The following is a 20,166-nucleotide window of genomic DNA, read 5'->3' as shown; positions in this document are numbered from 1 at the left end:
GGCCATGACCTCAGCCGTTGTCGATGCTGCGCTCGCCCTGACCGCGAACCTGCTCGAAGGCGCCCTCGCGAAGGTGCCCGAGGACCAGTGGTTCGAGCGCGAGTCCGCTTGGGTCGCGCCGCGCGACCTGGCCGCCCCATTGGTCGCCATGGCAAACGCCGACGGCGGCGTCAGCGTCGTCGGCATGCATGGCGGTGTCCTCGAACTGAGTATTCGAGGCTGACGGGGCCACTGGATACTGCCTCTGGGGGCCGGTGATATTGCAGGTGGGGGCCACCAGTGGCGCTGGCGGGGGCCAGAGCCTCCGCCAGCGCCGGTCGGTTACTTGGTGGCGGTGTGTTCTCTCATGTTGTGGTTGCCGGTGTCGATCCAGATGGTGTTGTGGACGATCCGGTCCATGATGGCGTCGGCGTGGACTCCGCCGCCGAGGCGTTGGTGCCAGTCCTTCTTCGCGTATTGGGTGCAGAAGACCGTGGAGGTGGTGTCGTAGCGGCGCTCGAGTAGCTCCAGCAGCATGCTGCGCATGCTCTCATCGGGCGGGTCAAGGAGCCACTCATCGACCACAAGGAGGGTGAAGGCCGCGTATTTACGGAGGAACTTCATCTGCCCCTGCGGCTTGTCCCGGGCCAGGTGCCAAGCTTCGGCGAGGTCGGGCATGCGGATGTAGTGGGCCCGGATCCGGTGGAGGCAGGCCTGTTTCGCCAGGGCGCAGCCGAGGTAGGACTTCCCGGAGCCGGTGAAGCCTTGGAACACGACGTTGTGGGAGCGTTCGATGAACGAACACGTCGCCAGCTGCGCGATCACGCCGCGGTCGAGGCCTCGTTCCTCGACGAGGTCGATTCGGCGCAGATCTGCGGTGGGATAGCGAAGCCCCGCCCTGCGGATGAGGCCGTCGACCTTGGAGTGGGTGACGCCCGTCATCATGGGCCGGATCAAGCTGCGCTATGCCGAGCAGTTGAGCGACAAGGTCCTGCGCGCCGATGCGGACATGAACAAGGCCGACTGGCTGACCGGTCTGGCCACTGCTGTTGGCGTGCTCGGCATCGGGTTGGGATTCTGGTGGGCGGACGCCGTCGCCGCTCTCGTGGTCTCCATCAGCATCTCGAAAGACGGCTGGGACAACACCGCCAACGCCATCCGCGACCTGATGGACACCCGCCCCACCACCTTCGACAACTCGGAGGTGGACCCCGTGATCGCCAAGGTGAACGCAGCCGTCATGGATGACCCGCGGGTGGTCGGCGTCCAGACCCGCGCTCGGGACGAGGGCCACGTGCTGCACCTGGAGGTCTTCGTGCAGGTGGACAGGCTGGTGGTGGAAGTGGCTTGGCTGGAGGAACTCGAACGGCGCTGCAACGAGGTGGACTGGCGGGCAGGCGACGTCGTGGTCACCGTCACCACCGAACCTCATCCCGTGGCCGATGCCCGGCTGGAGTGAGCATGCCAAGCTCCGTCTGACAAGAGATCAAGGAACTCTCTGAATAGCGGGCGCCGCGCCAGACTCCATGGTATCAATGATGATCAAGTACTGCGTCAGTCGCTGGACCCGACTCCCAGTCGAGGGGGCGGTCCCAGCGGCGCACGTCCGGCAGGAAGCAAAGGAGCGCCCCATGATCACCCCCCGTCATCACGGGAACCTGCAGGTCGTGAACGTAAGCGTCCTGCCGCGACGGGCGTACTACGTCCCGGCATCCCGGCCCATGGGGCCGCTCGTTGGGGATCGGGAGCAATCGGACCGGCTCCAGATGCTCAACGGCCCATGGTGGTTCCAGTACTTCGAGAGCACCTATGACGTGCCGGAGCAGTTCTACCTCGGTGATGACCTGGCAGACGCATATGGCGAGGTGCCCGTGCCCAGCGTGTGGCAGAACCTGGGCTTCGATTCCCACCAGTACACCAACATCCGCTACCCGATCCCGCTCGACCCCCCGCACGTGCCCCAGGAGAATCCCTGCGGCGCCTACATCCGCGATTTCGACTACGCGCCGGACCCGGACGCGCCCCGGGTCCACCTCAACTTCGAGGGAGTCGATTCCTGCTACTACGTGTGGCTGAACGGCAGCTACGTTGGCTACAGCCAGATCTCCCACGCCACCAGCGAGTTCGACGTGACCGACCTGCTCGTCGCCGGGACGAACCGGCTGGCGGTCCTCGTCCTCAAGTGGGGAGTGGGCACGTACCTTGAGGACCAGGACAAGTTCCGCACGAGCGGGATCTTCCGCGATGTCTACCTGCTGCAGCGCCCGGAATCGGCGGTTTTCGACTACTTCACCACCACACAACTCCACCCGGATCGTGCCGTGGTCCACGTCCGCGCATCCTTCAGCGGCGATCCCGTCCCGACCCGCATCACGCTCACCGACGCCGACGGGGAACCCGTCGCCGAGGCCGACTTGCGACACGCCCCCGCCGACGACGAGTTCACCCACGGCACCGAGCTCGGGATCCCGACCCCGCACCTCTGGAACGCCGAGGATCCGTACCTGTACACGCTGACCATCGCCACCGAACGGGAGGCCATCGTGGACCGCGTGGGGGTCAGGGAAATCCAGACGAACGGCAACGTGGTGCAGGTCAATGGTCGCCACATCAGGTTCCGGGGCGTCAACCGGCACGATTCCGATCCCGTCACGGGCCCGGTCATCAGCCTGGACCAACTCATGACGGATCTGAGGTTGATGAAACAGCACAACGTCAACGCGATCCGCAGCGCCCACTACCCGAACTCGCCCTACTTCTACCAACTCTGCGACGAGCTCGGGTTCTACGTCATGAACGAGGCCGACAACGAGAGCCACGGCACGCAGGCCCAATACCTGGCCGATCCGTCCTTTCCCAACCAGGTACTGCACTGGAACGAGCGCATCGCGGACAACCCGGACTTCCTGCCGGCCACGATGGATCGCATGCAAGCCTGCGTGCGACGTGAGAAGAACCGTCCCTCCGTCGTGATGTGGTCCGCGGGCAACGAGTGCGCCTACGGCATCACCCTGGAGGAATCCCTGCGCTGGACAAAGGACTACGACCCCACCCGCCTGACCGTCTACGAAAGCTCCTTCTACGACGACAAGAAGCGCAAGTACGACTACTCGGTGATCGACATCTACAGCCGCATGTACCCCGCTTTGACCGAGGTGCAGGACTACCTCGACTCGCAGCCCGACAAGCCCTTCCTGCTGCTGGAGTACTGCCACGCCATGGGCAACGGTCCGGGTGATTTCCAGGACTATCTCGAGGTCGTTGAGTCCGATCCGGTCATGTGCGGCGGCTTCGCGTGGGAGTGGTGCGATCACGCGGTCCACACGGGGACCACCGAGGACGGTCGTGCGATCTACTACTACGGCGGTGACCACGGCGAGATCATCCACGACGGCAATTTCTGCGTGGACGGCCTGGTCAGCCCGGACCGGCAACCGCATGTGGGCCTGCTGGAATTCGCCAACGTCCACCGCCCGGTCCGGGTGGCGGGCTTCGACCAGACCACCGGCGAACTGCGGCTGCACAACCACCTCGACTTCACCGATCTCGCCGGCACCGTGAGCCTCAGCTACGAGGTGACGCGCGACGGCGAGCTCATCGAGGAAGGGACCATCGAGACATTGCCGACCATCCCGCCGCGCGCCGTCGGCTCCGTCAACTGCAACATCCCGGTCCCCGAGTCGGGACGCTGCTACCTCAAGGTCACCTATCACTCCCTCGTTGCCACGGAGCTGGTGCCGGCCGGTCACGTCCTGGGCTTCGACGAGGTGCCGCTGGAGGTTGCGGACCCGCGGAACCAGACGGCGCTTGAGCTCCTGCCGCCCGACGACCAGGACCCGCCGGCGCTCGACGTGCAGGCCGATGAACGCTTCATCACGATCAGTGGCGCTTCTTTCGAGTACGTCCTGGACCGAACCGATGGCCTGTTCAAGACGATGAACGTCGGAGGCGAGCCCCTGCTGACCCGTCCGATGGAGGTGAACATCTGGCGGGCCCCGACGGACAACGACATGTACATCAAGGCGAAGTGGTACCTGGCGCAGTACCCCCACGCTCGCGCCCGCGCGTACGACACCGAGTACTCGGTGGGCCCGGATGGAGTGACGATCACCAGCTCGATGGGACTTCTCGCCCCGGCCGTCCAGCGGATCGCGGCGTTGGAGACGGTGTGGCACGTGAGCCCTGCCGGTGCGGTCCACGTCGACATGACGGTGCGCAAGGATCCCGAGTTCCCCATGTTCCCGCGCTTCGGCCTGCGCCTGTTCCTGGACGGAGCCTTCGATCAGGTGACGTACTACGGGCTCGGCCCCCACGAGAGCTACCCGGACAAGCATCGGGCGAGTTCCCACGGGCGGTACTCCTCCTCGGTGCCCGAGCTGCATGTGGACTACCTGCGGCCGCAGGAGAACGGCAGTCACCACGATTGCGACTACGTGATCGCCCATGACGACGCTGCGCGAGCCATTGCCGCAGTGGGGGACCAGACGTTCAGCTTCAACGCCTCGCCGTACACGCAGGAACAACTGGCCGATGCGAGACGCAATGTGGATCTGACCGGTTCAGGCGAGACGGTGTGGTGTCTGGACTACGCCCACAACGGCATCGGTTCGAACAGTTGCGGCCCGGAGCTTCTCGAGAAGTACCGGCTCGACGCGCCGGAGTTCCGGTTTGCTCTCACGCTCGTCCCCTCGGCGAGCGTTGAATCAACAATCCCGCATCACAGGAACGAGGCCAACGCATGAGCGAGAACACCGCGACAGTGGTTGACGACCCGCGAGAGAAGAAGTACCTGAAGTGGTACAACAAGGTCGGGTACGGCTCGGGGGACGTGGGCGGCAACGTCGTCTACGCCTTCATCGCGTTCTTCGTGATGATCTACCTGACCGACACGATGGGGTTGAACCCCGGCATCATCGGCACCCTGATCATGGCCTCGAGAATCTTCGATGGCATCTCCGACATCTTCTTCGGTTCACTGATCGACAAGACGAACACCAGGATGGGCAAGGCCCGTCCCTGGATGTTCTGGGCATACTTCGGGTGTGCCGCCATGATCGTCGCGATCTTCGCGGTCCCACCGAGTCTCGGCGACTTCGCGATGTACACGTGGTTCTTCATCACCTACGTCCTGCTCAATGCTGTCTTCTTCACGGCCAACAACATCGCATACTCGACGCTGACGGCGCTGATCACCAAGAACGCCGAAGAGCGCGTGCAGATGGGCTCCATCCGTTTCGTCTTCGCCTTCGGGACGAGCCTCCTCATCCAGGTGTCCACGGTGGGCCTCGTGCAGTTCTTCGGCGGTGGCGCAGAGGCGTGGCGCAGCGTGGCCATCATCTTCGCGCTCGTGGGCCTGACCGTGAACACGATCTCGGTGTTCTCCGTGCGGGAACTGCCACCCGAGGTGCTCTACGCTCGCCCGGACGAGGACGCTGAGGAAGAGCAGGAAACGATCGCCGAGGACAAGCCGACCCTGCTTGCGTCGCTCAAGCTGCTGATCGCGAACAAGTACTACCTGATGATCGTGCTGGTGTTCACCCTCGGTCAGGTCGTCACGGCCATGCTGGGCATGGGGATCTACTTCATGACCTACATCCTCGGGGATGTGAACTACTTCAGTACGTTCGCCTGGGCGATCAACGTTCCGATGATCCTCACATTGCTGGCGACGCCATTCGTGGTGAAGTGGGCCAGAGGGATCTATTGGGTCAATCTGTACGGATACATCATCGCGTTCATTGGACGCGCACTGGTGATCGTTGCCGCCTTCATGGGCAGCATCCCGCTCATGCTGGTGTTCACGGCCGTGGGATCGATAGGGATGGCTCCGCTGCAGGGGACGTTGAATGCTCTCATCGCCGAAGCGTCAGAGCACACCTTCATGACCAAGAAGAAGCGCATCGACGGCATGATGTTCTCCGCCACGTCCCTGGGCGTGAAGATCGGTGGTGGCATCGGTGTGGCCGTGACTGGATGGCTGCTCGCCGCGAGCGGCTACGTCGGCGGCGCGGAGGTGCAGCCGGAATCGGCGGTGACCATGATCCAGTTCATGTACCTGTGGATGCCGGCCATCATTCTTGCCATCGTGGCCGTGGTTCTGTCCCGGTTGAAGGTGGAGAGCGCGAACAAGAAGCCTCGCCGAGAGCTGGCCGAGAGCTGAGCGTCGGACGACGATCCACTCCACCGAGCCCGACATCCACTCCGAACCAGACGGCCGACGGAGGACTGAAAGGTTTGTGAAAGGCCCCTTCCCTAGAGTCCCCGGCATGCCTTCTTCACCGAGATCATCAATCACAAGAATCTCCTCCACTCTGGCGATTGGCTTCGTCGCCGCAGCCCTGGCCGCGTGTTCAGGAACCGGCGACGCCCTGGGGGAACCTGCCGAGGCCAACGACGACGTTGTTGTCCAGCAGGAACAGCCGCAGCAGGATGATGGCGCCAACCCCGGCGACTCCGACGTGGATGACGACGGAGTGGCCGGGGCGGCGGACGACGCCGATGGGGGGAACGCCATCATCCTGCCTGCGCGCACCATCGACGCCACCGTGTACGTCGGTGGCCTGGAGTACACCATTGGCGAGGTCAGGGTGCTGGACCTGGACGATGAGGCCGGCAGACTGCCCCAGCGAACCCACGGTCTGCAGGTGGACATCGACGTGGAAGCCTTCAATCCCACCGATTCACAGTCCATGGTCAACCTCATGGCGACCCTCAGCTGGGTGGATCCCGAAAGCGGACTCCTCCACCAAGGATTCGGCTCCCCACCCCAGGGCGCGGGAGTGCCGGGGGGAGGTCGTGCGAATCTTGCACTGGAGTACCAGGTTGATGGGATGGAGGTCGACACGTTCTCTCTGGAGAGCGCCGCCCTCCGATTCGGCAACGAGGGCCAGCACGCAGCGGTGGTCCCCCTCGGCGACGAGGGAGAGCTCAAGTCGAAGTTCCCGCACTTCCAGGAGCAGATGGTGGGCGTCACCGTCGAACTGGAGGACGTGAGCTGGACGATCGACGAGGCGTTCATCGGCTACAACCACGGCAATTCACGGCTGGGCGATGACCAGGTGCTCCTGGAGATCGCCTACACATTCGCCAACGACAGTGAGCACCAGCAGTGCCACTACCGGGGCGACGGGCAAAACTTCGAGCTCCTGCACACCGCCACGGGCATCGGGACGACGGACCTCGGCACCGAGCGTTGCGTCAGAAGCGGTGCCCAGGAGCAGTGGCGCACGGGCTTCTTGTTACCGTCCGACGGGTTCACCGGCACCTGGACGCTGACGGTCAACCAGGACTACCAGGACGGCCCGGCAAGCATGCAGGACCTGAATGCGCAGGTGGAGGTGGAGGTCATCGACAACCCGCTCTCGATTGCGGAGTGGCCCACCAGGTGAAGTGGGGCGCCGGTCACTGTTGCCTCGACCCGATGATGTCGAGCAACGGCACAGCGGGCAGGTCCAGCTCCGCCATCCGTAGCCGCGGGTCGATCAGCACAGCCACCGCAGCTGCCGCGAAGAGCAGCAGCATCATCGCGAGGTACGCGGCGACCGCCACGACGGCGGTGACCAACGGCCGCCACCAGCGGTAGTTGGCCTGGGTCCGGGCGATCCGGTGGTAGTCGGGACGCTCCGGCGCAGCCGAGGGGCTGAGCACGGGGTGCGGCGGGTCAAGGGTGATGGTTGATGTGTTCATGACGTCATCCTCGCGACCCGCCGCACCGAGGCACCATCGGTCGACCGGGTGCCTGCCGGGGCCGAAGGGATGGTCCAGGTTCATGCCTTCGGACGACACCGGCTGGGCTCTCCGCTGCCCTAGGGTGGTCCGATGACCGTCCAGCCCTCGCCCGTCGGGACCCGCCGCCCGCCTCAGGGCTCGAGAAGCGTGGCGTTGATGATCGTCGTCTCGGCAGTGTCTGTGCTGGTGACGCTGGTCGCTCTTCCTGGCTATCTGGAGTCGCCGCTGGCCGGCTGGCTCGGCCCGGCCGTGATGCTGCTCAACCTGGGCGGCCTCGTCGGCTCGCTCGTGCTGCTGCCCAGGGTGCTGTACCGGGCCCCAGGCGGACCCATCTGGGCCCCGGACGAGAAGCGAGAGCAACGGGCGGTCGTTTATGCGCTTGTCATCATCGCGCTGGCGGCAGTCTCCGACGGCGCGGCGACCGCTGCCGGGGTCGCCCTCGTCTCCATCGCCGCCCGCCGTCGTTGGCCGGCCATCGCCTTGACCGTCGCCGCCTTCGGTGTCGCGTACGCGGCCGGTCGAGGGTTGATCGTCCCGCTGGGGGCGGCCGCGCCGACGGTGGCCCAGGAGGCGATCGGGGTTGCTGTCCTGGTCGCCATCCTGGTGCTGTTCGGCCTCTACCGCGGCAGTCGGCGTGAGCTGTGGCGCTCCCTGCAGCAGGAGGCCGACCTGGCCCGTCGCGAACAGGCCGCCCGCGTCATGCAGGCCCGCGAGGCCGAGCGCACCCGCATCGCCGGCGAGATGCACGACTCGTTGTCGCACCGGCTCGCGCTGATCTCGCTGCACGCGGGCGCCCTCGAATATCGCGCGGATCTGGATCCCGCCGTCGCCCGCGAGGCTGCGGGAGTGATCCGGGCGGCGGCCGAGACGGCCGTCGAGGAACTCCATGAGGTGCTGGCGGTCCTCCGACCGCCGGAGGCAGGGACGGCCCCGGCTCCGACCTTGGCCGACGTGCGCACGCTCGCCGACACCGTCCGTGCCACCGGACACCCCGTCGACCTGACCCTCGACGTGGGCCCCGGCGAGCCGGGCACGGCCACGACCGGGCACCTGTACCGCGTCCTCCAGGAGTCGTTCACCAACGCCGTCAAGCACGCCCCCGGGTTGCCCATCACGGCCACGATCGCGGGCGGGCGGGCCGGTGGAATCTCCGTTTCCGTCCGCAACCCCGTGCCGCTCGCGCCCATCGACGCCCCCGGGTCGCGGATGGGCCTGGCCGGGCTGACCGAGCGGATGGCGCTGATCGGGGGCCGGTTCCAGGCCCAGGTCGTGTCCGGAGAGTTCCTCGTGGAAGCATGGTTGCCGTGGGCGTGAACGAGATCCGGGTGCTCCTCGTCGACGACGAGGCGTTGGTCCGGGCGGGACTGCGGCTGATCCTCGAAGGCTCTGGCGGCATCACCGTCGTGGGCGAGGCGACCGACGGGCTGGAGGCGGTCGCCCGGGTCACCGAACTGAACCCCGACGTGGTGCTGATGGACGTCAGGATGCCGCGGTGCGACGGCGTCGAGGCCACCCGAAGCATCCGTGCGCTGCCTAACCCGCCCCACGTCGTCATGCTCACCTCCTTCGACACCGACGACTTCCTGGTGCGCGCGCTCGACGCCGGGGCATCCGGCTTCCTGCTGAAGCACACCTCGCCGCCAGACCTGGTCGCGGCGGTCCAGCAGTCCGCGGCGGGGACGATGTCCTTCTCGCCCCTCGTCCTGCAGCGCCTCGTCGCCGCCGCCACGCGCGCCACGCAGCAGGCGGCGACCGACCCTCTGGAGGGGCTGAGCGAGCGCGAAACCGAGATCGCCCGCTTGGTCGCCGAAGGGCTCACCAACGTCGAGATCGCCGGTCGGCTGTTCCTGTCGCTGCCGACCATCAAGACCCACCTCGCTCGGATCTTCGACAAGCTCGGAGTCACCAGCCGCGTCCAGTTGGCCCTCGCGGTGCACGGACACCGGCAGTAACCGAGCGGCGTGTGGGGGGACGATAACCTCTGTCCTAGTCAACCCGTAGGGTGTCGTGGAGAGGTGAGTATGACGGAGGAGTCGCCGAGCGCCTGGGCACTGCTGCCCCTGCCGGGGCAGTCCACCGCGGCTGCCTATCTCACGGGGCCCCTGGCTAAGCAGTACCGCCTCATCGTCGACATCCTCGACGACGAACGCCACGTCTCGCTCACCGGGGTCGGGTTCGATGAGCTCAGCGTGCTGATCCGGCGTCGGTTGCCCGACGAGCGGACCGGCGAGCTGATGGCGGAGTTCGCCCTTGAAGCGCGAATGCGCCAGCTCGTCGAATGGGGCACGTGCGAGTCATGGCAGGATCACGCCGAGACCCAGCAGGACTTCCTCCGCAACCGCTTCCGCTACCAGCTCACCGAGGCCGGTTCGGCGTTCAACGCGGCGGTGCGTCGGGTGGAGGCGGAGCTCGGTCCGTCGTCGACGGCTGTGCTGCTCGCACCCGCCTCGCTGACCGAGCGTCTGAACGCGACGCTGGCCGCGATCGACGCCGGCGACCCCGCCGCGGCCAGCAAGGAGTTGGCCCAGGCCCAGACGACGCTCGACGCCATGGGCGCCGCCGCCTCCGAGTGGCAGTCCCGGCTGGCCGCGGCACTGGGCGGATCCCCGACGGAGCAGAAGATCCAACGGCTGCTGGAGACGATCCTCGCGTACGTGGAGGCGTGGGGATCCGGCGTGGACGCCTGGAGCGACGCGATCTTGGGATCCCTTCCGCGGCTGGGCGAGATCGCCGACGACACCTGGCGGGCGATGGCGCTGGCCCGGCTGGGATCCGACGCCCCGGAGTCATCCCTTGCGACGACGGTGACGGAGATGCGAAGGGCCGTCACGACGGTCGGCACCTGGTTCGCCGGCACGGAGCCGCAGGCCCAGCGGCTGCGCCGACGGATCCGCGACGCAGTCGCCCCCGTGCTGCGCAGCCACCGCACCCTGCTCGCCGTCGGCGGCACCGTGTCCCGGAAGGCGGACCTGCTGAGGCTGGCGTCGGCGATGGAGCGCGCGCCGGACGGCGTGGAAGCGTGGCGCCTGTGGTGCACGGCCACCGGTCTGTTCCCGGCCCGCCACTTCACCCTCACCACCCCCGAGGTGTCCAACGGTCCGCGGGTCTCGGCCTGGGAGGCCCCGCCGGCCGTAATCTCCCGACGGCTGCGGGCGCAGGCCTCCCGTTCCCTCGCCGGGCGCCCCGCGCAGATCGTCGACAACGCCGCGGCACGGGTGGAGGCCCGACGGCTGGCGCTGCGCGAGCAGGCGGACCTGGAACGCGCCGCGGCGTCGCTGACCGCACGCTCGGGCACGGCCCTCAGCCACTGGGCCGATCTCACCGCCACAGAGTCCGTGCTCCTCCTCGCTCTCATCTCCGCCGCCCGCGATCAGCGGACGCCCGGTGGGCCCAGCAGCGCGGTGAGCGCCGACGGCCGCTGGCGGCTCGTGCTCCATCCCCGCCCCGGTTCGGCGGTGCTCAACACCCCCGACGGCCGCCTCGTCCTCCCAGACGCGCTCGTGGAGTTCGGGCCGTGACCGAGTCCATGCTGCGGGTCTACGACGCGGACCAGCAGCGCGCCTTCGTCGGGCTCCTGGCGAACCAGACCGTCACGCCCTGGTCGGATGCGCCGCTCTACGCGCTCGTCCACCGGCACGCCCAGACCCTCGCCACGTGGTGCGCGCGGCTGGGCTACCGGCTCGCCCACATCGACCAGTGCTACCGGCTGCGCCGGGTCCCGATAGACGCAACGGTGGCTGTCCCGGTCGGGGACCCGCCGTCGAGATTCGAGCTGCTGCTCACCCTGTACGCCGCCGCCTGCCTGGACGACCGCCGCGAGGACAGCGTCACGCTGCAGGACCTCTCCGACGACGTGCACCTCAGCACCGCCTCGGTCGGGGGACCCCCGTACGACCCCAACCTGCGCTCACACCGTCAGGAACTGGTTAGTGCCGTGGACCGGCTCGTGGCTCATGGCGTGCTGGAGCGGCGCACAGACGACCGTCTCATTGAGGAGTGGGAGCGTGGCGCGGAGGGGATCGGCGCGGGCCTCGTCCTGCACCGCGACGCCCTCACGCTGCTGATCAGCACCGACGACGTCGACTTGGCGCTGGCCGGGCGTGGCCACTCGGCCGAGGACTCCCGCGGTGCGAGGCTGCTGCGTCAGCTCGTCGAAACCCAAGGCATCCTCGTCGATGAGCTGCCCGAGGACGAGCAGCAGTACCTGTGGGGACAACGGACCCGACTCGCGTCCCTGGCGGGGGAGATGACAGGTGGCACGGTGGAGATCCGCTCAGACCTGATCCTCCTGGTGCTGCCCGCAGACCGGGAGCTGCCGGCGTCTGTCTACCTCGACTTCCCGTCGGCGACCGCCAGGGATTGGGTGGCGCTCCGCCTCCTCGACGACGTGGCCCGAGTCACGGACGGTGGCACGCCCACCTGCCCGCAGGATCGGGTGGCCGGCCTCGCGCGCGAGCTGCATGCCTCGCAGGGTAGGTACCTGACGAAGGCGATGCAGGACTTGCCCGACCTGGTGCTCAGCGCCGCCGAGGCGCGGCTACGGGATCTCGGGCTCCTGCGGGTTCAGCCCGACGGCGCCTGGCAGCTGACCCCGTTGGCCGGGCGCTTCCGCGGCGCCGACCTAGCCCAGCCAGCCGCGGCGCCCACGCCGCTCTTTCCGGAGGATCGATGAGCATCGACGACGAACTCAGAGCATGGCGCGACGCGGCCGTCACAGGTGGTCTCCCGCAACCGCACCGCGAGCGCTGGCAGCCGCTCCGCGCCGGGGTGGTCAATCTGTGGGAGTTCGAGGCGGCTGAGTACTGGTACGCCGACGGCTGGGCCCAGCTGATGGGCCGTAACGAGACCGGCAAGTCGTCGCTGATGGCGCTGACCACGCTCATCCCCTGGCTGGCCGACACCTCCAGCGACAAGATCGACACCCTCGGCCGCTCCGGCAAGCAGTTCTCGTACTACGTCAAGCCCACCGGAGCCGACGGGGATCGCCGCGACGCGAGCGCGTCGTTCTTCCACGGCTGGCTGTGGGTGGAGTACGGCCGGGTCATCGAGGGCGAGGAGGACTTCTTCACCACGCTGCTGTACGCGTCGGCCCGCAGCGCGACCCCGCGGGTCACCCTCGAGTGGTGCACCGCCCGCGGCAGCCGGGTCCGAGACGGTCTCCGCCTCACCGCCGGCCGTGAGGTGCAGCAGCCCAAGGCCATCGACGCGCCCGGCTTCACCGCTCACCCGTCGGGCCTGGCCTACAAGGCCGAGGTGGCCGAGAGGCTGCTGGGCAGCACTGTGGACAAGCTGGACATCGTCGGGAAGATCCTTAAGGTGACTCGCACGCCGAAGCTGGGCGCCCACCTGGACGTGCGGTTCGTCACCGACCACTTGCGCTCCTCGCTGCCGGAGCTGCGCCGCAGCGAGATCCACCAGCTCGCCCAGGGCTGGGACCAGCTCGACCAGATCCGCCACGACCTGCAACGCACGCAGGAGGCGGCCGCGACCGTCGCCCGCTTCGCCGCGTCGCCGTGGAGCTCCTGGCTGGGGGCGCGGCTCAGGCTGACCGCGGACGATGCTGCCGATCGCCGGACGAAGTTCGACAAGGTCCGGCGCGACGAGGAATCGGCACGCGCCACGCTGGGGGAGGCTGAGGCGGCGGTCGAAGACCTGGAACGGCGTGAGGACGAGGCCAGGCTGAGGGCCGAGGCGTCCGCTGCGGCCGCGGACGAGCTGCAGCGCTCCGCGGCTTTCGGGGAGGCGCGGGGGCGGATCGATGCCGCCCGCCGGGCTGACGATGCGCTCGCCGCCGCGCAGACGCGCCAGCGTGAGGCCGCAAGCGGACTGACGCAGGCACGCAACCGAGCGCGGGACGCGGCGGCCGACGACGACGCCCACCGGAGCGAGGTCGAGGACCGGCGGGCCGCCGTTGCACGCTCGCTCGACGCCGTCCGGCAGACGGCGGAGGGAGCAGGACTCCCCGTTGCTGGCGACGTGGACGCCGACCGGCTGGCCCAGCGGGTCGTCGAACGGCGACGCCACGTGGCGCGCGCGGCCGAGCTGCAGCGCACCGCCGACCAGGCCGGTGTCAAGGCGACCTGGGCGGAGGAGGCGGCCGCTGGGCTCCTGTCAAAGGCCGCCGACTACAAGGCCTCCGCCGAGCGGACGTGGCAGGAGGCCGAGGCCGAGCACGACGCGGTGGCCGAGGCGCTCACGTCGTGGGCCTCCGGGCTCGACCCCCGCCCCGAGACAGCCGCCTGGCGGGCGGGCCTGCCGCGATCGGTCGCCGACCTCGCGGCCCCGACGCTCGCGGAGCGCATCCGCGGCGACTGGTACGACCCCCGGCACGCCGCCCGGCAGGAGGAGCGACGGGCCGCCGACGAGGCCGCCGAGCTGGCCCGCCGAGAGGCCAGCCGGCTGGCGCACGAGATCGCCACCTTGGAGACGGCGGGCGTGCTCCCACCGTCGGCACCGTCGCTGTGGCAACGCCGCGAACGCGACGCTGTGCCCGGCGCGCCGTTCTGGCGGCTGGTCAACCCGTCCGGGCTCGCCGGGCGTGACCTCGCCCACGTGGAGGCGGCGCTGTCTGCCGCCGGGCTGCTCGATGCGTGGGTGGACCCGTCCGGCGCCCACGGACTCGACACGTTCGCCACCGCCCCGGACGATCCCGGCGACGGGCGCCGCCTCAGCGCAGTGCTGAGCGTCGCCGACGATGCGGGGGACCTGTCCGCGGCTGCCCAGCGCGTCCTCGATGGCGTCGCCCTGCGGGGTGCGGGTGAGCCGCTGCCGCAGGCGGGGTTGGCCGTCGCCGTCGACGGACGGTGGCGCAGTTCGGGCCTCACCGGCGCGGCGGCGCCGACGAGCGTCGAGGCCGAGTGGTTGGGCGAGGCGGCCCGCGAGTCGAGTCGCCGACGTCGGCTGGCGGACCTCGCGCATGAGCGGACGCTGCGCGAGCACGAGGCCGAGAGGCACCGGGCGAGCGCCGATGCCGCCGCCGCGGCACTCCACGTGCTCGTCGACGCGTTGGGGCGAGCACCCAAGGATGCCGAGCTCCGGCGCACCCTGGACCGGGCCGCTGAACGGCACCGGATCGCCGAGGAGGCGAGGGACGAGGCCGAGCGCGCCGTCGAGCTGGGCCGGGCGGCGCGGGCCGATGCCGACGCCCGGCACGCCGATCACCTCCGCCATGTGGGCGAGGCGAGGCTCCCGGCCACCGCCGGCGGGCTCGACGGGGTCCGGGAGACGTTGCACGCCGTCGAGCGCGGTCTGGACCGGCTGCGCCACGACCAGGACCTGCTGAGCTTAGCGGAACGGCTCTCGGAGGAGTCCGCGGCCAGGCGCCTCGCGGCGGACCAAGATGAGGCGACGCTCGCCGTCGCGCTCAGCGAGTCCGAGCGTGTGCTCGGCGCGGCCCGGCGGACCGCCCAGGAGCTGCGGGCTGCCATCGGGGCTGACGACACGCGGGTCCTCGAGCGGCTGGAGGAACTGCGGCGTGAGTCCGCGTCAGCGACGAGGGATCGGGAGGTGCTGGGCGGTGAGCGGGTCGCGCAGTCGGTGCGGCTCGGAGCCGCGCGGGAGCGGCTGCAGAACCTGGAGGTGGAGCGCGACGTCGCGACGCGGGAACGAGACGCCGCGTTCGCCGAGTTCCGTTCGCTGGTGGACCGCGGCGTCGCCGCCCATCTGCGGCTCGAGTTGCCGGAACCGGGCTCGTCCGCGATCGAGAACGTGCGCGCCCAGGTGGCGGCCGTGCGCCGATCCGTCACCCCGCGACGGTGGGAGGATGGCCCGGAGCGGGCCGACGCGAACGCGCAGGAGCTCCAACGCCTGCGCTCCACGTTGGAGGGCCGCGCGCGAGAGGTGAACGCGGAGCTCGAGCAGGGCGGGCGCGCCCTCAAACTCGAACCCGCCGACGACCTGATCCGGATCGACGTCACCGTCAACTCCAACGGTGCGGTGCTGCCGCTGCACGAGGCGGTGGATCACCTCGCGTCCACTGTCGCGACGTTGGAGAGCGCCTACGACGCGCGAGTGCAGGAGACATTGGACGAACTCCTCGGCTCCACCTTCCTCGAGCACATGCGGGAGCGGATCGGCACGGCGAGGACGCTCGTGGGCCACATCAACAAGGTGCTGGGGGAGCACTCCACCACCACGAGCGGTACCGCCATGAAGATCCGGTTCGAGCCCGGCCAGCACCGCGCGGTGCTCGACGCCGTCGCGGGATCCGGGCTGCTGGACCCGGAGGTGCAGGCGCAGGTGAGGGAGTTCCTGCGCAACCGGGTGGATGAGGCCAAGCGCCAAGCCGTCAACGAGGGCCAGGCGGACTGGCACGACGCGCTGGCCCAGCAGCTCGACTACCGCGGCTGGTACGACATCACCCTCGAACGGCGCATCGGCGTCGGCGGCTCTTGGAGCCCGTTGACAGCCCGCAGTTTCGCGGAGATGTCCGGCGGCGCCCGGGCCGTGATGCTGATGCTGCCGTTGGTGGCCACACTCGCTGCCCTGTATCAGGACATGCCCACCGCCCCCCGCCCGATCTGGCTCGACGAGGCCTTCGACGGGCTGGACGCGGCGAACCGCTCCATGGTGATGAATCTGCTGCGCCAGTTCGACCTCGACGTGCTGCTCGCCGGGCCGGGCCGGCTCGTCAACGTCCACGTGGTCCCCGCCGCGGCGATTTATCAGGTGGTGAGGGCCCCGGCGCCGCTGCCGGGGGCCGACCTGACCCTCGAGCTCTGGGCCGGGGGATCCCTGGAGGCCATCGAGCTGCCGCTGTCCTGGCTCGACGTCGACCAGTCGAGTGCCGACACCGGACAGGAGTCGTTGCTGTGAGCGTGCCGGACCATATCGTGGCCTGGGCCAAGGAGCCCGGCCCCGCCAAGGTGCTGGCGGTGGCGCGGGCCCGCGGCGAGTCCGGGCGGCTGGGTCCGCGGGCGAGGATGGAGGTGGAACTGACCGCCGACGAGCGGCGTCAGGTGGGCCGGATGCTCGGAGCGGCATGGGCGGCGTCGGGGGAGCCGATCAGGGTCTCCGGCCTGCGAGCCGAACTGGCGCGCCACCACACGACGCTGGAGGAGCTCCTGGTCCTGCTCGGCGGTCCGTTGCGGGACCTCCGAGCCGAGCGCCGCGAGGCCTTCGAGGCGAGGCGCGACGACCGGGGCCGCGGGCTCGACGTGCTCCGCGACCTGGGCGGCGACATCGACGGGGGAGTGCTGGAGCGCTGCCTGGTGGGCGCCGACTCGTGGGCCGGTCGCGCAGAGCAGATCACGGTGGTTGTGAGGTATCTGGATGCGCGCTCGGGCGCCGAAGAGCCGGCGGTACGGCTACCCGTGCTGGCTGCCAGCCTGTTCCGCGACGCGCACGCGCTCGACCGCACCCATGGTCTTGGACGGGCGGTCGCCCGGTTGCTCGCAGCGCGTGCGGCGGACGCCGGTGGCTGGATCGATCCGGTCGGCGATGCCGCAGCCTGGCACCGGGCCTGGGAGTCCGGTGGCGTGGTGTGCGACGGCGTGTCCTCGCAGGTGTTGGTGCTCAACCTCCCCCTCACCGGGAGCGGCCCCGCTGCCTCGTTGGCGGCGGTCCGGGGTGAGCCTGTGTGGCTGACGCTGCGCGCCCTGTCTGCGCAACCGTTGACGCTGTCTGACGAGGTGCCGGACGTGTTCGTGTGCGAAAACCCGGCGATCGTCGAAGCAGCCGCCGATCGCTACGGTACGGCGAGCCGCCCGCTGGTGTGCACCTTCGGCCAACCCAACCTGGCTACTATGCGGCTCCTCTCCGCGCTTGCCCCCGCGGCCACGCTGAGGGTCAGGGCCGACGGCGACACCGTCGGCTGGGGCATCGTCGAGCGGCTGCTCCGGCTCTCAGGTGCCCGGACGTGGCGGATGCCTGAGGGCTTTGACCGGTACGAGGAGGAGATCCTCGACGAACTGCTCGTTGATCTCGCCCCGGTCGATTGACAGCTTGGCACTGTGTTGTTTCGAAGCGACCGGCGAGCCTGTCTCCAGGTGGTCGTCGTCGGCTTGGCCGGAGCACGGCCGTCGTTTGCGGGCCTCTCTTCCCTTGTCGGAGGCAAGTAGTTAGCGTCAGGCCTAACCGGGAAGCGTCCCACCCCTACCTAGGAGCGCGCCATGAACGCCGTTGATCACCCCGCCCTCGTCGCCCTGTCAGCCGCCATCGAGAACGCCGCCAACCTGCTACGGGTGCCCGCCGAGGGCGTAGCGCTGGGAGCAATGGAGGCAAGGGACTGGCCCGACTCCTGCCTTGGCCTCCCCGAGGACGACGAGGCGTGCGCCGAAGTGGTCACGCCGGGGTACCTCATCCGGCTCAGTGATGGCTTCACCTACCGCGCCGACCACCACGGCAACGTACGTCGGGCCCGCAAGCGCGTCATTGTCGACACCGAAATCAGGGTGCGTTACTCGGTCTCTGGTGGCATCGGCGGACGCTCCACGTCCTACGAAACCGACAGCTACCAGCTCCCGGAGGCCGATGAGGAGGAGCTGCGCCGCCTGATCGCCGAGGCCAACTTCTTCGACGTCCCCAACTTCCTGCTCGAGTCTCCAGTCGCCGACGGAATCACGTCGCGGCTCTGGATCGCGGTCGGCAGGCGCGCCCACCAGGTGACCCGGGGCGACGGCATCGACGCGGACGACATCGAGGCCTTCCACGCGTTGGCGGCGTGGGTGGATGCCCGGACTCCTCCGTTGTTCCCCGAAGTTGGCAACCTGCTGGCCTGAATCCGACGCTTCAGCCGGACGTGATCGCTCGCTCCAGACGGCTCGGGTTGCGCACCTTCACCGCCATCGTCGTGCTTCCCCGAAGGATCAGGCGCGGGAGGTCGCCCATCGGGCGCGTGGGCACCATGGAGCTGATCGTGCCGGACTGCCCGCTGACGTTCAGCTGCTGCGCGTCAACCCCCCAGCCGTCGGGAACGATGACGGTCACCGACGGGTTGCCGGTGATCACGATGTCGATGACCCGCGCGAGCGGCCGGGCGCGGGTGCAGTCCAGCTTGACGCGTCCCCAACCGGTGCCGAGGATCTCCACGAACGGCGGCAGGTCCCATGCGCCCTCCTGGGCGTGACCCGACCATCCAGAGCGGATCAGCAGCGGGTTCTCCCACCGCATCCCCGGTCCGTCGCCCAGGGGGACCTGCTCCGCGACCACGGCGGGCAGCGCCGCCGAGGGAACCAGGTCGTCGAGGATCCGGTAGAGGTCCTCGCGGGTGAAGGCGTTGAGGGCGGTGGGGAGCCGAGCGTTCAGCTCATCGACGTTCAACCGACCGTCCACCACCGCCTCCCGGAGGATGGCGGCGGCATGATCACGCTGCTGGGCCGTAACCCGCAGGCGTCCGTCAGGCAGATCGCGAAAGTCCACGCCGGGAGGTTACCGCGATCGAGGGGAGGCCTGGGGCGGTGTTCATTTCGCCGGCACCGGTCCTGTGGTCAGTTGGGCACCCACGAAGACCACGGGCAGTCGCTGTGAAGCCTCCAGCTGACATGCGACCGGTTCATGGGAGTCGGAGGTCGAACTTCGACAGCGGCTCGGGACCGGCCACCACCCGGCGGGTGACCTGCAGGAGCGCGTCCTCGTTCGGATCGACACGCCAGCGGACGAGCGCGATCGTGCCTCCGGTGATCTCCAGCGCGGTGATGTGTGACGGATAGACGCAACTGCCGGAGTTGAAATAGGGCATCGCGTTCTCACGGGGGAACCGCTCGCGGTGGGTGTGGCCGCAGATCAGCGCCATCTGGTTCTGGCGGATCCATTTGACGTAGTTGCGCTCGACCTTGTGCCGCTTGTCCGAGTTGGCCACGGGGCTGGTGGGGCTGTGGAACCCGAAGGCGTGGGCGTACCTCCAGAACGCGCGCATCATGAAGCGGCTGAACTTCCATGCCTGGTCGTTGGGCAGATCACCTTGATGCCCGTGTACCAGCAGGATGTCCTGGCCGGTCTCCTTGTGTCGGAACACGACCGCCTCCACCGGCTCCAAACCGTCGAAGAATGGCTCAACCACGCCGGTGCTCGGGTCCTTCGCGCTCCACAGGTGATCGCGGACGAACTTGGGGTCGCCCAGCACGATGTCGTGGTTGCCCCACATCCGGATGTGCCTGCCGGCGTGGTGGAAGTGGAGCAGCTGTTCCCACACGGCGCGGTTGGCCCTGATGATGTGCTTGTACTCGTGCTCCCAGAGTTCGTCGCCGTCGCCGGCCTCCACGTAGGTGAAGCCGTTTCGCCAGTAGTAGTCCATCGCGGCGGTGAACGAGTTCTTGTTCTTCAAGAACTCGTCGGACTTCGAGCCGTCGCCGCGGTGGCAGTCGCTCATGATGACATATCGGGAGGTGTCGTCGATCAGCTCGACGCGGGCGTCCCGGTAGGCCTCCGACAGACGCGTCATCGTTTTCACAGGGGATCACCACCATTCATTCCGGGGTCTTTTCGATCATAGGTCTGTGGTGGTGTGGGCATCGGTGAATC

The 20,166-nt window shown here is 68.7% G+C and carries 16 protein-coding genes; 12 read left to right on the top strand and 4 right to left on the bottom strand.

The window, feature by feature from the left end:
• Positions 1-4: 4 nt before the first annotated feature.
• The gene (locus tag BUC15_RS05800) at positions 5-223 is read left to right on the top strand and encodes an AlbA family DNA-binding domain-containing protein (protein ID WP_073186588.1); all 219 of its coding nucleotides are present in this window, start codon (positions 5-7) and stop codon (positions 221-223) included.
• A 98-nt stretch (positions 224-321) separates the two neighbouring features.
• On the opposite strand, the gene BUC15_RS05795 is transcribed toward BUC15_RS05800, so the two are convergent.
• Complete coding sequence (locus tag BUC15_RS05795; RefSeq protein WP_281249255.1) at positions 322-921, bottom strand: ATP-binding protein; 600 nt, start codon at positions 919-921, stop codon at positions 322-324.
• Here BUC15_RS05795 and BUC15_RS19365 point away from each other — a divergent pair.
• The 4 genes from BUC15_RS19365 (at position 908) to BUC15_RS05775 (ending at position 7,367) form a co-directional block, all read left to right on the top strand.
• Positions 908-1,438 (top strand): cation efflux transmembrane domain-containing protein, encoded by a 531-nt coding sequence (locus BUC15_RS19365; RefSeq protein ID WP_068482320.1) that lies wholly within the window; start codon positions 908-910, stop codon positions 1,436-1,438. The two genes, BUC15_RS05795 and BUC15_RS19365, sit on opposite strands and share 14 nt — an antisense overlap.
• 172 nt (positions 1,439-1,610) lie before the next feature.
• The gene (locus BUC15_RS05785; RefSeq protein WP_073186587.1) at positions 1,611-4,721 is read left to right on the top strand and encodes a glycoside hydrolase family 2 TIM barrel-domain containing protein; all 3,111 of its coding nucleotides are present in this window, start codon (positions 1,611-1,613) and stop codon (positions 4,719-4,721) included.
• On the top strand, positions 4,718-6,139 hold the full coding sequence (locus tag BUC15_RS05780; RefSeq protein ID WP_073186586.1) for an MFS transporter: 1,422 nt from the start codon (positions 4,718-4,720) through the stop codon (positions 6,137-6,139). The genes BUC15_RS05785 and BUC15_RS05780 overlap by 4 nt, the downstream gene beginning before the upstream one ends.
• Positions 6,140-6,245: 106 nt before the next feature.
• The gene (locus BUC15_RS05775) at positions 6,246-7,367 is read left to right on the top strand and encodes a hypothetical protein (protein ID WP_073186585.1); all 1,122 of its coding nucleotides are present in this window, start codon (positions 6,246-6,248) and stop codon (positions 7,365-7,367) included.
• A 13-nt stretch (positions 7,368-7,380) separates the two neighbouring features.
• On the opposite strand, the gene BUC15_RS05770 is transcribed toward BUC15_RS05775, so the two are convergent.
• Complete coding sequence (locus tag BUC15_RS05770) at positions 7,381-7,665, bottom strand: hypothetical protein (RefSeq protein WP_139280106.1); 285 nt, start codon at positions 7,663-7,665, stop codon at positions 7,381-7,383.
• 132 nt (positions 7,666-7,797) lie between these two features.
• On the opposite strand from BUC15_RS05770, the gene BUC15_RS05765 reads away from it, so the two are divergent.
• The 7 genes from BUC15_RS05765 to BUC15_RS05735 all read left to right on the top strand — a co-directional run bounded on the left by BUC15_RS05765 (position 7,798) and on the right by BUC15_RS05735 (position 18,425).
• Positions 7,798-9,021 (top strand): sensor histidine kinase, encoded by a 1,224-nt coding sequence (locus BUC15_RS05765; RefSeq protein ID WP_139280105.1) that lies wholly within the window; start codon positions 7,798-7,800, stop codon positions 9,019-9,021.
• Positions 9,012-9,659 (top strand): response regulator, encoded by a 648-nt coding sequence (locus BUC15_RS05760; RefSeq protein ID WP_245787905.1) that lies wholly within the window; start codon positions 9,012-9,014, stop codon positions 9,657-9,659. Before BUC15_RS05765 ends, BUC15_RS05760 begins: the two co-directional genes overlap by 10 nt.
• A 69-nt stretch (positions 9,660-9,728) precedes the next feature.
• Entirely contained in the window at positions 9,729-11,225 is a 1,497-nt protein-coding gene (locus tag BUC15_RS05755) for a DUF2397 domain-containing protein (protein ID WP_073186581.1), read from the top strand.
• Entirely contained in the window at positions 11,222-12,379 is a 1,158-nt protein-coding gene (locus BUC15_RS05750; RefSeq protein ID WP_084189391.1) for a DUF2398 family protein, read from the top strand. Before BUC15_RS05755 ends, BUC15_RS05750 begins: the two co-directional genes overlap by 4 nt.
• A complete protein-coding gene (locus BUC15_RS05745) occupies positions 12,376-16,521 on the top strand; it encodes an SbcC/MukB-like Walker B domain-containing protein (RefSeq protein WP_073186580.1) in 4,146 nt (1,381 codons plus the stop codon). The genes BUC15_RS05750 and BUC15_RS05745 overlap by 4 nt, the downstream gene beginning before the upstream one ends.
• Positions 16,518-17,645, top strand: a complete 1,128-nt coding sequence (locus BUC15_RS05740; RefSeq protein ID WP_084189390.1) for a TIGR02679 domain-containing protein — start codon at positions 16,518-16,520, stop codon at positions 17,643-17,645. The genes BUC15_RS05745 and BUC15_RS05740 overlap by 4 nt, the downstream gene beginning before the upstream one ends.
• Positions 17,646-17,816: 171 nt before the next feature.
• Positions 17,817-18,425 (top strand): protealysin inhibitor emfourin, encoded by a 609-nt coding sequence (locus BUC15_RS05735; protein ID WP_073186579.1) that lies wholly within the window; start codon positions 17,817-17,819, stop codon positions 18,423-18,425.
• Positions 18,426-18,435: 10 nt separating this feature from the next.
• Here the strand turns inward: BUC15_RS05735 and BUC15_RS05730 are convergent, their stop codons facing one another.
• Positions 18,436-19,065, bottom strand: coding sequence for a DUF1707 SHOCT-like domain-containing protein (locus BUC15_RS05730; protein ID WP_073186578.1), 630 nt, complete (start codon positions 19,063-19,065; stop codon positions 18,436-18,438).
• Between the two features lie 133 nt (positions 19,066-19,198).
• Positions 19,199-20,086: a metallophosphoesterase family protein gene (locus BUC15_RS05725; RefSeq protein ID WP_073186577.1), complete on the bottom strand. Its 888-nt coding sequence runs from the start codon at positions 20,084-20,086 to the stop codon at positions 19,199-19,201.
• Positions 20,087-20,166 lie beyond the last annotated feature (80 nt).

The organism is Tessaracoccus bendigoensis DSM 12906, from assembly GCF_900141915.1.
GTDB lineage: Bacteria > Actinomycetota > Actinomycetes > Propionibacteriales > Propionibacteriaceae > Arachnia > Arachnia bendigoensis.
Note: the sequence above shows the minus strand (reverse complement) of the source record. Positions and strands in the feature narration are given on the sequence as shown.